General features: G+C 26.8%; 15 protein-coding genes, 1 tRNA gene, 1 rRNA gene and 1 other RNA gene. All 18 read left to right on the forward strand.

The genetic code is table 11. The annotated features are described in order from the left end of the window. Positions 1-79 (forward strand): 23S ribosomal RNA (locus I4U66_RS02965); the annotation flags it as partial. A gap of 65 nt (positions 80-144) precedes the next feature. Beyond that, positions 145-219: transfer RNA gene (locus I4U66_RS02970), tRNA-Thr, on the forward strand. A gap of 523 nt (positions 220-742) precedes the next feature. Next, a complete protein-coding gene (locus I4U66_RS02975) occupies positions 743-1,072 on the forward strand; it encodes a PadR family transcriptional regulator (RefSeq protein WP_092923816.1) in 330 nt (109 codons plus the stop codon). A 90-nt stretch (positions 1,073-1,162) separates the two neighbouring features. Beyond that, entirely contained in the window at positions 1,163-1,435 is a 273-nt protein-coding gene (locus I4U66_RS02980) for a DUF2812 domain-containing protein (RefSeq protein ID WP_195237137.1), read from the forward strand. Then, entirely contained in the window at positions 1,428-1,661 is a 234-nt protein-coding gene (locus tag I4U66_RS02985) for a hypothetical protein (RefSeq protein WP_207743609.1), read from the forward strand. The genes I4U66_RS02980 and I4U66_RS02985 overlap by 8 nt, the downstream gene beginning before the upstream one ends. A 148-nt stretch (positions 1,662-1,809) precedes the next feature. After that, positions 1,810-2,151, forward strand: an RNA gene (rnpB, locus tag I4U66_RS02990) — RNase P RNA component class A. Positions 2,152-2,806: 655 nt separating this feature from the next. Beyond that, positions 2,807-3,658, forward strand: a complete 852-nt coding sequence (locus I4U66_RS02995; RefSeq protein ID WP_195237139.1) for a GDSL-type esterase/lipase family protein — start codon at positions 2,807-2,809, stop codon at positions 3,656-3,658. A 41-nt stretch (positions 3,659-3,699) separates the two neighbouring features. Next, complete coding sequence (locus I4U66_RS03000; RefSeq protein WP_195928459.1) at positions 3,700-4,173, forward strand: DUF4358 domain-containing protein; 474 nt, start codon at positions 3,700-3,702, stop codon at positions 4,171-4,173. Positions 4,174-4,425: 252 nt separating this feature from the next. Then, positions 4,426-5,802 carry an MBOAT family O-acyltransferase gene (locus I4U66_RS03005; protein ID WP_207733522.1) on the forward strand — a complete coding sequence of 459 codons (1,377 nt, stop codon included), beginning with the start codon at positions 4,426-4,428 and terminating at the stop codon, positions 5,800-5,802. 14 nt (positions 5,803-5,816) lie between these two features. Continuing rightward, a complete protein-coding gene (locus I4U66_RS03010; protein ID WP_195928460.1) occupies positions 5,817-7,010 on the forward strand; it encodes a DHHW family protein in 1,194 nt (397 codons plus the stop codon). A 476-nt stretch (positions 7,011-7,486) separates the two neighbouring features. Continuing rightward, entirely contained in the window at positions 7,487-7,918 is a 432-nt protein-coding gene (locus I4U66_RS03015) for a MarR family winged helix-turn-helix transcriptional regulator (RefSeq protein WP_092923831.1), read from the forward strand. Positions 7,919-8,063: 145 nt separating this feature from the next. Then, positions 8,064-8,540 (forward strand): glutathione peroxidase, encoded by a 477-nt coding sequence (locus tag I4U66_RS03020; RefSeq protein WP_092923834.1) that lies wholly within the window; start codon positions 8,064-8,066, stop codon positions 8,538-8,540. Between the two features lie 43 nt (positions 8,541-8,583). Further along, complete coding sequence (locus tag I4U66_RS03025) at positions 8,584-9,480, forward strand: NAD(P)/FAD-dependent oxidoreductase (RefSeq protein WP_092923836.1); 897 nt, start codon at positions 8,584-8,586, stop codon at positions 9,478-9,480. A gap of 21 nt (positions 9,481-9,501) precedes the next feature. Further along, complete coding sequence (gene trxA, locus I4U66_RS03030) at positions 9,502-9,819, forward strand: thioredoxin (RefSeq protein ID WP_092923839.1); 318 nt, start codon at positions 9,502-9,504, stop codon at positions 9,817-9,819. Positions 9,820-9,856: 37 nt separating this feature from the next. Then, entirely contained in the window at positions 9,857-10,390 is a 534-nt protein-coding gene (locus I4U66_RS03035) for a glutathione peroxidase (protein ID WP_092923842.1), read from the forward strand. A 696-nt stretch (positions 10,391-11,086) separates the two neighbouring features. Next, complete coding sequence (locus tag I4U66_RS03040) at positions 11,087-12,142, forward strand: Ig-like domain-containing protein (RefSeq protein WP_207743610.1); 1,056 nt, start codon at positions 11,087-11,089, stop codon at positions 12,140-12,142. Between the two features lie 175 nt (positions 12,143-12,317). Then, positions 12,318-13,235, forward strand: coding sequence for a UTP--glucose-1-phosphate uridylyltransferase GalU (gene galU / locus I4U66_RS03045; RefSeq protein ID WP_092923848.1), 918 nt, complete (start codon positions 12,318-12,320; stop codon positions 13,233-13,235). A 145-nt stretch (positions 13,236-13,380) separates the two neighbouring features. Further along, positions 13,381-14,427 carry a UDP-glucose 4-epimerase GalE gene (gene galE, locus I4U66_RS03050; protein WP_092927393.1) on the forward strand — a complete coding sequence of 349 codons (1,047 nt, stop codon included), beginning with the start codon at positions 13,381-13,383 and terminating at the stop codon, positions 14,425-14,427. Positions 14,428-14,528: the final 101 nt, after the last annotated feature.

Here is a 14,528-nt window from a genome sequence, read left to right on the forward strand (position 1 = left end):
TACCTGGTTGATAGGTCGAAGGTGTAAGTGCAGTAATGTATTTAGCTTATCGATACTAATAGGTCGAGGACTTGACCAAAATAAAATGATTGACTAAATGATATGCAGTTTTGAGGGTACTAAACTTAATCAAAAAAATAATATGCTGGTGTGGCTCAACGGTAGAGCAGCTGACTTGTAATCAGCAGGTTGTAGGTTCGATTCCTATCACCAGCTCCAGTAAAAGACTATGTATTTATACATAGTCTTTTTTGTTATAATAAATTACTTGCAATATTATAACTAATGATAAATCAAAATATAGAGTTTTATATTATATAAAAATAAATATTATATATAAATTATATTTTATAATAAAATTTATACACAATATAATCTAATTATGATATATTGTAATTAGATATATCAACAATGGATATATTAATTAATGATATAGAGGTATAGATAGTAAAATTGTTTAATCAATACCTAGACATATAAGTACAAGAGAAGAGTAGATTATGTGGGAGTAAATAGGTATTAGTGGTTGAGTAGCTTTAATAATAATTTTTGATTTATGTTTTGTTGTTAAGTTAGCTGTTATAAGTAGAATAAACGAATCAGCAATAGTTAATATGGGTAAAAAAGATTCCATTAAACATGTAGAAAAAATATTTGAATATGCGCAAAAAATAAAAATGTAAAGCTAAAGAGAGATTAAATATTGAACTAGGTTTATACCTATAGAAAGGAAGTGAGTAGAGTGAGTAGAAATAATTCACTACAAGAAGAGCAGTTAACGGAATCAGGGTATTATATACTTTTAGCATTATTAGTACCTATGCATGGTTATGGAATTAGTAAATATATAGAGGAGTTGACTGAAAAAGAGGTTATAATAGGTCCTGCTACCTTATATACTATGCTAAAGAAGATGCAAGAACAAGATTATATAGAATTAGCTGGAGAAGAAGGAAGAAGAAAGATATATAAGCTTACAGAGAGAGGACTAAAAGTTATAACTATGGAAAAAGAAAGAAGATATAAGATGGCTCTTCATGGTGCAGAGGCCTTTAGTAGATTAGAGAGATAGATATAAGTAAATCAAAACGATTTAATGATAATGTAGATTAGTTATAAAGGGTAAATATAATAAATTAATGATATTAAAAAGGTGATAATTATGAGTAAAAATGTAAAATATATAGCATCAATGGGATTAGGATTTGCGGAAGAAAAAGAAATGAAAAAGCTAGGAAAATTAGCTAAAGAAGGATGGATATTTGAGAGTTTTGAGAAGTTATCTTATAAGCTTGTAAAAGGAGAACCTCAAAATCTTATATACTGTGTTGATTATAATGAAAATAAAGATGATTTAGATTCTTATATAGAATTGATAGAAGAAAGCGGATGGACTCATGTAACTTCTTATGAAGGAATACAAGGCTATGAATAAAGGTGTTAAAAAGACCGCGATCTACTCAGTAGTAATAGCGATAATATCAGGATTAATAGCTTATATAATGGAGAATATGGCAATAGATTCAAGTGTATATGAATGCCTAAAATTTATTGTTTATATGATAGCAGGAGGAGCTTTTGGATTTTTTATAGCTTTAATACCATGTAGTATGTGTATTAAAAGCAAGATGAAAAAAGCAATATTATCAGCTAAAAATTAATGATTGCAATTCTAAAACGTATATATAAAATATTAGATAATACCTATAGGGCTAATTAATTATTAGTCCAGATGATAGAAATATAGGTAAAATTTAAATTTTGACATAAATAATAATATATGATATATTATATACATCAATTAAATATTAAGTAAGCCAGACAATCGCGGGTAGCTTTTAGCTACGTGAGGAAAGTCGGAGCTCCATAGAGCAGGGTGCTAGGTAACGCCTAGTGAGAGTGATCTTAAGGAAAGTGCAACAGAAAATAACCGCCACTTTTGTGGTAAGGATGAAAAGGTGAGGTAAGAGCTCACCGTTTGCTAGGTGACTAGCAAAGCCGTGTAAACCCCACCTGGAGCAAGGCCAGAATAGGATAAAAAGGGTATTGCTCGTACCCTCCGGTTGGTAGGCCGCTTGAGTTTATTGGTGACAATAAGCCTAGAAAGATGATTGTCAAATACAGAACTCCGCTTATAGACTTGCTTATTATTTATAACACTAGTTTAGCTAGTGTTTTTTTATTGCACAAATTTATATAAAAAACAATTAAACTAAATTGAGTATATCGAAAAATAAAGAGGATAAATATTGGGGTTAAAAGAAACTATAGAGCTTATACGTAAAATGTATTGAAAAATAAAAAAATCTATATTAACTATATTCTATTAAAATTTCAAATAATCTTTTTAAAATATCATATCTAATATTAAAATAGAGCTATATATCAAGAGAAGCATTGATAATATATGTATAAATTTATACATATGTTAGAATATATTGAATTAAATTATTGTAAAAAGTTTCCGGTAAAATTGTTACATTTCTGACATATTGTTTATCCAATTTGTTCCTTTACTAACCAAAAGTATTACCTTATAATTAGCATTGCAACTTACAAAATTCGACAAGAGGTGGTGCTTATATCTAAATAAAGATTAAAGTGATAATATTATATTTATTTAGATAATCGATTATATAAATAAATATAAACAATACAGAAATGTTTATATAAAAAAATATATAAACATAGATTTTAAATTGAGAAATTTAGAATTAGAAAAAATTACATTTAATAAAAAATTTTATTTATATTATAATAGAATTCATAATAATTAAAAAGTAACTAAGAGAAGGGTAGAACTACTATGAAAAGAAAACTTAATAAAAAAAGAGTAGCAATAGCAACATTTTTACCACTAGTAGCTATACTAGCCCTATTCACAGTAATTAGAGGAGAAATGAAAAACTCAGGTAATGAAAAAATTAGTAATAGTAAAGAAATAAGTAAAGACAAGAATAACAACGATAATACTAATAGCAATGAAGTATTTGAAATGGCTAATAGTGATAAAACAGTAGAGTCAGGTGTAAAAGCAGTAAAGCGATTAGAAAGTAAAAATATTACAGAGATTCAAGAAGAAATAAATGATATTAAACGTAAAAAAGAAGAGAATGAACCTAAAGATAAAAATAAGAAGGTAGACTATAGCACTTTGTTTGAAAACTCAGTTATAATGGGAGATTCAAGGGCGGAAGGTCTTACAGAGTATGAGATATTAAGTGGATCATCAGTAGTTGCCTATAAAGGTAGAACTACTGTAGAGGCAAAAGATGATGTATCAACCGTAGTAGATTTATCACCTTCAAATGTAATTATGACTTATGGAATGAATGACTTAGAATTATACAGTAATCCTAAAGATTTTATAAAAAGCTATGAAAAACTAATCAAAGAAGTTCAAAGTAAGTTACCAAGTTCTAAAATTTATCTAACATCTATTTTCCCAGTACAACAAAAAGCCATAAACAAACAACCTATGCTTAAAAATTTAGATAGTTTTAATATAGCATTAGAAAATATGTGTAGTGAATTAGGAATTAGATATATAAATGTAGGTACTTTAGACTCTAAGTATTATGAACCAGATGGAATACACTTTCTACCAAGTGCTTATAAATTGTGGTTAAATTCTATGGTATCACAAATGAATTTATAAGATTAGCATTTATGGACAAATCTATAAGGGAAGTGATTATATTGAAAAAGAAATTAAAAGTTAGTCTAATGATTCTTGTAGTTATGTTTTCTATGATTTTTATGAGCGTATGTGGAATTAATCAAAATAAGAAACTAGAAGATATAGAAAAAGATATAAGTAGTAAAGTTAGCTTAGATAAGATGGAAAAAGGAAATAGCAAAACTTTAAAAAGATACTATGGATTAAATTCAAATGACTTAGATGGTTTTATATTATACACTCCAAAGTCTACTATGGATGTAGATGAGATGTTAATAGTAAAAGTTAAGGATGAAAGTCAAGTTCAGTTCATAGAAGATGTTATAGACTCTAGAGTTAATAAACAATTAGAAAGCTTTAGTGGGTATGGACCAAAGCAATGTGAGCTTTTAGATAATTATGAATTAAAAGTTAAAGGTAAGTACATATTTTTTGCTGTATCACCAAAGGCAGAAGAAATGAAAGAGGCTTTTAAAGAAAGTATTGTTAAGTAATATAGTTTAAAATAAATACAATATACAAATGGCAAATTATGCAAAATATATGATTTGTATCGATATAAAAGTCAATTAACGTATACTTTATAAAATGAGAAAGTTTTAAATTAATATTTATTAAGATTTGAAATTTGCTTTAAATAAATATTTATATTTAAACGTAATAGTATTAAGTAAAAATTGATTAATTTAATTAAATAAAGAAAATAGAAAGTAGGTAAAGGTGTGGTTTTTAGTAGTATAATTTTTATGTTTACTTTTTTACCTATAACACTAATGCTATATTATATAGCTCCTAGAAGTTTTAGAAATTTTATATTACTTCTTATAAGTTTAGTGTTTTATGCATGGGGAGAGCCTGTGTATGTATTTTTAATGATATTTACAACCATATTTGATTATATTATGGGGCTTATTATAGACAAGCATAGAGGCAAAAGTTTGTCAAAGGGTATATTTATACTCACAATAGTAGTTAACTTAGGAATATTAGGATTTTTTAAATATTATGGTTTCCTAATAGAAAATATAAATACTTTATTTTCTTTAAATATTTCCTATTCACAACTACCTTTACCTATAGGAATATCTTTTTACACATTCCAAACATTATCTTATGTAGTAGATGTGTATTTAAATAAGGTAAAAGTCCAAAAAAGTGTTATATCATTTGGACTTTATGTATCTATGTTTCCACAACTTGTAGCAGGACCTATAGTTAGATATTCTGATATAGACTACCAAATAGATAATAGAAAAGAAACTGTTAGTAAATTTGGAGAAGGTGCAGAAAGATTCATACAAGGTCTAGGAAAGAAAGTTTTATTTGCAAACAACATAGGTATGTTATTTACAAGTGTACAAGCAATGGATATAAACTCTATTTCAGTGCTTACATCATGGCTAGGAATAATAGCATACACACTTCAAATATACTTTGATTTTAGTGGATATAGTGATATGGCAATAGGTCTTGGAAAAATGTTTGGATTTGACTTTATAGAAAACTTCAACTATCCATACGTATCTAAAAGTGTTACAGAATTTTGGAGAAGATGGCATATAAGTCTTGGAAGCTGGTTTAGAGAATATGTATATATACCACTAGGTGGTAATAGATGTTCAATACCAAAGCAAGTTAGAAACTTATTTGTAGTATGGTTTTTAACAGGTCTATGGCATGGATCTAGTTGGAACTTTATAGTTTGGGGATTATACTATGGAGTAATACTTTTTATAGAGAAGATATTCTTAAAAAATGTACTAGAAAGCATTCCATCATTTATAAGACATCTATACACTATGATACTAGTTATGATAGGATGGGTATTTTTCTCATATGATAATCTAGGAACTGGACTTTTGTATATAAGTGTTATGTTTGGATTAAACGGAAATCCAATCATAGATAGTACTTTTATGTATTATTTCTATACTAATATAATAATTTTAATTCCTATAATACTATGTTCAACACCAATAGTTAACATGGTATATCAAAAGATAGTGTATAAGAAAAAATGGGGTATTATACTAGGAATAGCTATAAATTTAATAATACTATTTATAGCAACGGCATATCTAGTAAATGCAACCTACAATCCTTTCTTATACTTTAGATTCTAGGAAGGGAGATTATTATGAAAAAAAGATGCTTAAAAAATAAAAATGAATCTAAAATATATAAACAAACTAGATATAAAAATAGATATTTTAAAGTCTTAACTATAGTATTTTTAGTATTTATATTTTTAGTATTTACATTAAATATTGTAACTAAGGATAAGGACTTTTCAGAATCGGAAAATAGAATGCTTGCAAAGAAACCAAAGTTTACCTTTGAGAGACTATTAGAAGGTAGATTTACAACAAAATATGAAAAGTATAAGGTAGACCAATTTATAGGAAGAGATTTCTTTATAAATGTAAAGTCACATATAGATAGAATGCTTGGAAAAAAACAAAACAACGGAGTATATATATGTGATGATGGATATCTTATGGAAGAGTTTAGTAAGCCAGATAAAGAAAGTTTAAATGAAAATATAAAAGCTATAAATGATTTTGCTAAAAAGCATAAGGATATAAATCAATATATGTTTATAGCACCAAATGCAATTAGCATACTAGATGATAAATTACCTACATATGCTCCAGTATTAGATCAAAAGAAATATCTAGATGATTTAAATAAATCTTTAGATAATAAAATAAACTTTATAGATTCATATAATGCACTAGATAAACATAAGGATGAATATATATACTATAAAACAGACCATCACTGGACGACTTTAGGAGCTTATTATGGATTTTTAGAAACTGCTAAAGCTATGAAGTTAGATAATAAAGGAAAAGAATATAATATAGAACCAGTAGCTAATGATTTTTATGGAACATTATACTCAAAAAGTGGATTTGCATCTAAGGATACTGATACTATAGATGTATATATTCCAAAGGACGATAGTGACCAAGTAGTAGTTAATTATGTTGAGGAAAAGAAAAAAGCACCATCTATATATAATAGTGAGAAGTTAAAAACTAAGGATAAGTATGGAGTATTCTTAGGAGGCAACCATCCATTAGTTAAGATAAGTACAACATCAACTAGTGATAGAAAGCTATTATTAGTTAAGGATTCTTATGCAAATAGTATGGTTCAGTTTTTAACTCCTTATTTTAGCGAGATAATAATGGTTGACCCTAGATATTTCTATGAAGATATAGAAAAATTAATATACAAAGAAAATGTAACTGATATGCTTTATTTATATAATGCTAATACATTTTTCTCTGATAATACATTAGCACCAGTTTTAAATAATATATAAATACTATTTTAAGTAAAATAATAATAGATAAGTATTAACAAAGAAAAACAATACTATTTTATATTATATAGGGTAAAATTTATATAATCAAACTACTAATTTAGATACTGTATGGCTAATATACAGTATCTTTTTTTATCGTTATTATTTATAAATATAAGGTAAAATATATAATCAATAATCAAGCTATAATGATATAATCTAATTAAATCACAATTGTTATATATTACGAAGTAATTATTAATTAAGAGATAGATTTATACTAAGCTCAATTCCTATGATTTTAATATTAGTAAAAGAATAAATCCACGAATAAGAAATTTTTGAATTAGAAAAATGATTAATAATTTATAGGAAACCAACAATATATTTACTTTATTATTGACAACTAAAAAAATATCGATTATTATAAAGATAAATTAATTGAGTTAAATTAAATTTTAATTAATTAAAATAATTACAAGAAAGAGGTTGCTATGGGTAAATACGATGTTTTAAAATTGGAAAACCAGATCTGCTTTCCTTTATATGCATTATCAAGAGAGATAATAAAGCTATATAAGCCTTATCTTGATAAATTCAATCTTACGTATACTCAGTATATTGCAATGCTTGTAATGTGGGAAGAGGAAAAGATAGTATTTAAAGAACTTGGAAGAAAACTTCATTTAGATTCTGGAACTCTTACTCCTGTATTAAAAAAGCTTGAGTCTATGGGGTTTATAGTAAAGTACAGAAGTAAAGAAGATGATAGAATTGTAATTGTTGAGCTTACTGAAAATGGAAGACAACTTAAAGATGAAGCTATTACAATTCCAGAAAAAGTATTTTGCGAGTCTAAAATTTCTGGAGAAGATGCTATTCAACTTAAATATTATTTAGATAAGATATTAGAAGGTTTTATATAATTAAAGATGTAGTTCACTTTTTAAGTGAATTCATCATCTTTGATTACATTGATACTTTCATGTATCAATTATATTAATTTTTATATACTAATCGATTGAATTAAATTAAATTTATATAAATTAAAAATATTTGGAGGGATATATTATGAAATTTTATGATTTTACTGCAAATAAAATGAATGGTGTAGAAGTTAAAATGGATGAGTATAAAGGAAAGGTGTTATTAGTTGTAAATACAGCTAGTAAATGTGGGCTTACTCCACAATTAACAGAACTTGAAGAAATGTACAAAGACTATAAAGATAGAGGGTTTGAAATACTTGGATTCCCTTGTGGTCAATTTGCTAATCAAGAGTTAGATTCAAACAAAGAAATAAGTGACTTCTGTCTTGTAAATTATGGAGTTACATTTACAATGTTCGAAAAGATAGATGTTAATGGAGAAAATGCACATCCAATATATAAATACTTAAAGAGTAATGCAAAAGGAATATTAGGAAATAAAATAAAATGGAACTTTACTAAATTCCTTATAGACGCTGAAGGTAATGTTGTTGATAGATTTGCACCTACTACAACTCCTAGTAAAATAAGAAAAGATATAGAAAAATTACTACCATAAAAGTAGTATTTTCTATTAAAAATATAAAGAGGAGGAAGATAATATGAGCGAAAGATATGATTTAGCTATAATAGGTAGTGGTCCTGCTGGATTATCAGCAGCATTAAATGCCAAAATAAGAAAGAAGAGTTTTATAATATTTGGAACTAAAGAGCTTAGTGGAAAGCTTACTAAAGCAGAAAAGATAAATAACTACTTAGGGTTCTATGGAAAAGGTGGAAAAGAAATAAGAGATGAATTCATGAACCATCTTGAGTCAATGGATATAGAAATTACAGAAGAAAAGATAAACAACATATATGCTATGGGAGATTACTACTCATTAATGGCAAAGGATAAGATTTATGAAGTATCTGCTGTAATATTAGCCACTGGTGTTAATTTCGGAAAGACATTTAAAGGTGAAGAAGAATATTTAGGTAAAGGTGTAGGATATTGTGCTACTTGTGATGCTCCTCTTTACAAAGATAAAGTTGTTGCAATAATTGCTTATAATAAGCATGATGAAGATGAGGCGAACTTTATAGGTACAATTGCATCTAAGGTTTACTATATACCAATGTATAAAGAAGAAGTTGAAGTTGACGAAAAAATAGAAATAATAAATGATACTCCATTAGAAATACAAGGTAGTATGAAAGTAGAAAAGTTAGTTCTAAAAAATTCAGAAATAGATACTGACGGAATATTTATCCTTAGAGATAGTATATCGCCAGGGCAACTTGTTCCAGGGTTAGAGCTGGATGGAAATCATGTAAAAGTAGATAGAAAAATGCAGACTAATTTAAAAGGATGTTTTGCAGCTGGTGATATTGTTGGAACTCCATACCAATATATAAAATCAGCAGGTGAAGGAAATATCGCTGCATTATCAGCTGTGTCATATATAGATGAGCTAAAAAGATGTTCAAAAAATAAAATAAATGAAATTGCATTATAGAAAAGAATAAGAGGTTCAAAAATGGTTGAAATAATAAATGAAAGTAAATTTGCAAATGAAATTAGCGAAGGAGTTGTTGTTGTAGACTTTTTTGCAACATGGTGTGGTCCATGTAAAATGCTATCTCCGATAATTGATAGTTTAGCAGAAGAAATGAAGGATAGCGTTAAATTTATAAAGGTAGATGCAGATGAGTCTGTAAATATACTACAGGAGTATGGTGTTGCTGGACTACCTACAATAGCAATTTTCAAAGAGGGTCAAAAGCAAGATATGATAGTAGGGTTCTCACCAAAAGAAATTCTTGCTGAAAAAATAGAAAATTGCTTAAACAAATAATAAATCTATAATAATAAAATAAAAGGAGAGATTAAATATGATATATACTTTCAATGTACAAGAAATAGGTGGCAATGAGGCTACAATGAAAGACTATGAAGGAAAAGTATTACTTATTGTAAATACTGCAACTGGATGCGGATTTACTCCACAATATGAAGGTCTTCAAAAAATATATGATAAATACAATGATAAGGGGTTTGAAATATTAGATTTCCCATGTAATCAATTCTTCGGGCAAGCACCAGGAACTAATGAGGAAATAGTAACTTTCTGTCAACTTAAATACAATACTACTTTTAAGACTTTTGCTAAAATAGATGTTAACGGAGAAAATGCATCTGAGTTATACAAATACTTAAGAGAGCAAGCTCCAAATGCAGAAGAAGATGCTGCTTCAGAAGGTCTTTATGCTATGCTTAAGCAAGGTGGATTCACAACAGAAGGTGATGAAATAAAATGGAACTTTACTAAATTCCTTGTTGATAGAAATGGGAATGTAATAAAAAGATATTCTCCAACTTGTGAGCCAGAAAAGATAGAAAAAGATATTGAAAGCTTACTTAAATAGATTAATTAATACTTTAAGTAAATTTAAAGATTATTATAAAAATAGTATACAACCTAGAAGTATTAATAAAAACAAAATACTAAGTCAGATGACTTAGTATTTTTATAAATAAAAAAAGTATAATGAAAAATACAATTATTACATTAAAATCTATTGTATAAAAATAATATTTTTTAATTCGCATTATTAATATAATGCGAACTTGGGAGTAGTTTAGTAAAATAATATAAAAACCACATCCATTTACTATTAATAAGTAGATGAATGTGGTTTTTATATTGTAATTCTAGTTTGATTATACTATTTGATTATATATAATCAAAATCAATTAATTGCAATATAAGGCTTACAATATATTAATTATACTTTTCACCATATATTCCATAATATAGTATTGTTTTTCTTTGTTTTAGCATAAAAATTTTTAGAGTATAAATGTAGATCAAGATAAAAAGGCTAATGATATAGTTAGTGAATCATAAGAATATATAATAACAAGTAATAAAAAATAAATGAAATGATTTAATTATGAAAGGTATAAGTAAAAAGAATAAACTAAATTATTTGGTGGAGCTTTTTATAATTAATAATTTCACTATAAATAATAAAAGTTACAATACGTAAAATTAATATATAAAAATATCATAAAGTTTTAGATACTAGAATGGTAGAAAAGATACTATGGAGGAATAAATATTGAATCAGCGTGTGAAGCAGAATAAAGTCGTAACAATGTTAATTGCTATATTTTTATTGGTTAGCATCAGTGAAATTAACTCTTATGCAGAGGACAAATGCTATAAAGAATTAGAAAATATAGAACCAGAAAATAATGAAGAAACAATAGACGAAAAAGAAATAAGTGAAATTATAAATATAAGCGATGTAAATTTAAAAAGAGCAATAAATAAAGAATTAGATAAAAGTGATATAAACTCGTCTGTAACAAAATCAGAAATAGAAAGTCTTAAAAGTATAAGCTCAGATAATGGAAGCAATAAAAATATAAAAAGTCTGTCAGGCCTAGAATATGCAACGAATCTAGAAAGTATAGATTTATCAAATAATAATATAGAAAGTATAAATGAAATAAAAAACTTATTTACAAATGGAAAACTAAAAAGTGTAAATATATCAAATCAAATCATAGATCTTGGAATTGAGAGTATAATAGAAAATAAGTATAAAATATATAATAGTATAGATAATCTAGATAACAAGCAAATAGTACCAAATTATATAAGTGATAATGGAAAATATGTAGAAGGTAATGTACTGTGGGATGATTTAGAAAGCTTTAAGGATTATAACTTATACTATAACTTTGAAGAAAATGTAAACAAAGATGGGAAGCACTTAGTATTTGGTGGTAGAGCATATAAGTATCTTCAAGTGGGAGGAGATGTATCCTCAATAAATAATGATAAACAAGAAAATAATCAAGAATCAAATAAAGGTGAAAATTTAGATTCAAGCAATGATAAAGATGTTGATAATGATAATAGAACAGATAATAATATAGACAAAGATATAAATGTAAACGAAGCAAATATAGATAAAAAAAATAACTCTAATAATGAAGTGACAAATACCGATGATGGTAAAATTGAAGACAGCAAAGAGAAAAGTCAAAAACAAGAAGTAAAGAAGGAAGAAAATAAAGAAGAAAGTAGTTTATTAACACCAGAAGTGATGACAACAATAGCGATATTTGGTATAGGTATAGGTATTAAATTTATGAATATGAAGTAGCATTATATTACTTTAAATGATAAAACTAGATAATTTAGTATAAAGTTTATCAAATAAACTTCATTAAATTGAAAATTGTTGTATAATATAGAATGATAATTAAAATGTTAATAACATTACAGATAAATATACAATAGAAAATTATTATATTAATTTATGAAGGGAAGTAAATGCGATGACAGTTAAAAAAGCTATAATACCAGCGGCTGGATTAGGAACAAGATTTTTACCAGCTACAAAATCTCAACCAAAAGAAATGCTACCAATAGTAGATAAACCAACTTTACAATATATAATAGAAGAAGCAATAGAATCAGGTATAGAGGAAATATTAATAATAACAGGAAGAAATAAAAAGTCAATAGAAGACCATTTTGACAAGTCTGTTGAATTAGAACTTGAACTTGAGCAAAAAGGAAAAACTGAAATGTTAGAAATGGTAAGAAATATATCTAATATGGTAAATATACACTATATAAGACAAAAAGAACCAAAAGGATTAGGTCATGCTATACATTGTGCTAAAAGTTTCATAGGAAACGAACCATTTGCAGTACTTTTAGGAGATGATATAGTTGACAATGAAACTCCTTGTTTAAAGCAATTAATAGGTGCTTATGATGAGTACAAAACAAGTATATTAGGAGTACAAGAAGTTGCTAAAGAAGATACTTGTAAATATGGAATATTAGATGTTAAACACATAGAAGATAGAGTTTATAAAGTTAAGGACATGGTTGAAAAACCAGCTGTTGAAGAAGCTCCATCAAACATAGCTATACTTGGAAGATATATAATAACTCCAGCTATATTTGATATACTTGAAAATCAAGAGCCAGGAAAAGGTGGAGAAATACAATTAACAGATGCTCTTAAGACTTTAGGAAACCAAGAAGCAATATATGCATACAACTTTGAAGGAAGAAGATACGATGTAGGAGATAAGTTTGGGTTCTTAGAAGCAACTATAGATTTTGCTTTAAAAAGAGATAACTTAAGAGATGATTTAATGAACTACATGAGAAAAATAGTAAATGAAGAAGATAAAAAAGAATTAGTATCAGATAAAGAAGTAGCATCAGATAAAGAGTAATAGTTTATATATTTAAATTCCAAAACAAAGACTAAAAACAATAATATATATTTAAACTATTAAGTATGCCTAGACATAAATTTATGCAAAAATATTATGACTAGGCTTTAAAAATAAAAAATATTAGAGAAAGAATGTGATGAATATGGCAGTTTTAGTAAGTGGTGGTGCTGGGTACATAGGAAGCCATACTGTAATAAAGCTATTGGAAGAAAACCATGAAGTAATAATAGTTGACAACTTATGTAATAGTAGCAAAGAGGTTGTAAATAGAATAATAGAGCTAAGTGGTAAAACTCCAAAATTTTATGAAATAGATATTACAGATAAAGAAAAGATGGATAAGGTATTTGAAGAAAATAATATAGATTCCATAATACATTTTGCATCACTTAAGGCTGTAGGAGAATCGGTATCTATGCCTATTGAATACTATTCAAATAATCTAATAACTACACTAGTCCTATTTGAACTTATGAAAAAATATAATGTTAAAAACTTCGTATTTAGTTCATCAGCAACAGTATATGGAAGTCCTAAAACTTGCCCAATAAAAGAAGACTTCCCACTATCAGTAACAAACCCATATGGAAGAACGAAATTAATAATAGAAGATATGATAAGAGATATATGCTATGCAGATAAAGATTTAAATATAGCTATACTTAGATATTTTAATCCAATAGGTGCACATAAGAGCGGAAGAATAGGTGAAGAACCAGTTGGAATACCAAATAATATAATGCCATATATAACTAAAGTTGCAGTAGGTCAGCTTCCATATTTAAATGTATTTGGAAATGATTATGATACAGTAGATGGAACTGGAGTTAGAGATTACATACATGTATTAGACTTAGCATATGGACATGTAAAAGCACTAGAAAAACTAGATGAAAATCCAGGTTTAGTTACATACAACCTTGGAACAGGGAAAGGATATAGTGTATTACAACTTGTAGAGGCATTTTCTAAAGCAAGTAATAAAGAAATTCCATATAAAATAGCACCAAGAAGAGAAGGTGATATAGCAACTTGCTATGCAGACCCTTCAAAAGCAGAAAAAGAGCTTGGATGGAAAGCTAAGTATGGAATAGAAGAGATGTGTGAAGATTCATGGAGATGGCAAAGTAATAATCCAAATGGATATGAAGTAAAAAAGTTTGATGAAGTAGCAATTGGCAAAGAATAGTATACAAGCTATTTTAATAGGTTCTATGTAGAACATATTAAAATAGCTTTTTTAATTACAAAGAAAATAAATATTTAAGTAGATGAAATTTTGTTTAAAAT

Origin of the sequence: Romboutsia sp. D33t1_170424_H2, from assembly GCF_015669105.1 — a bacterium.
GTDB lineage: Bacteria > Bacillota > Clostridia > Peptostreptococcales > Peptostreptococcaceae > Romboutsia_C > Romboutsia_C hominis.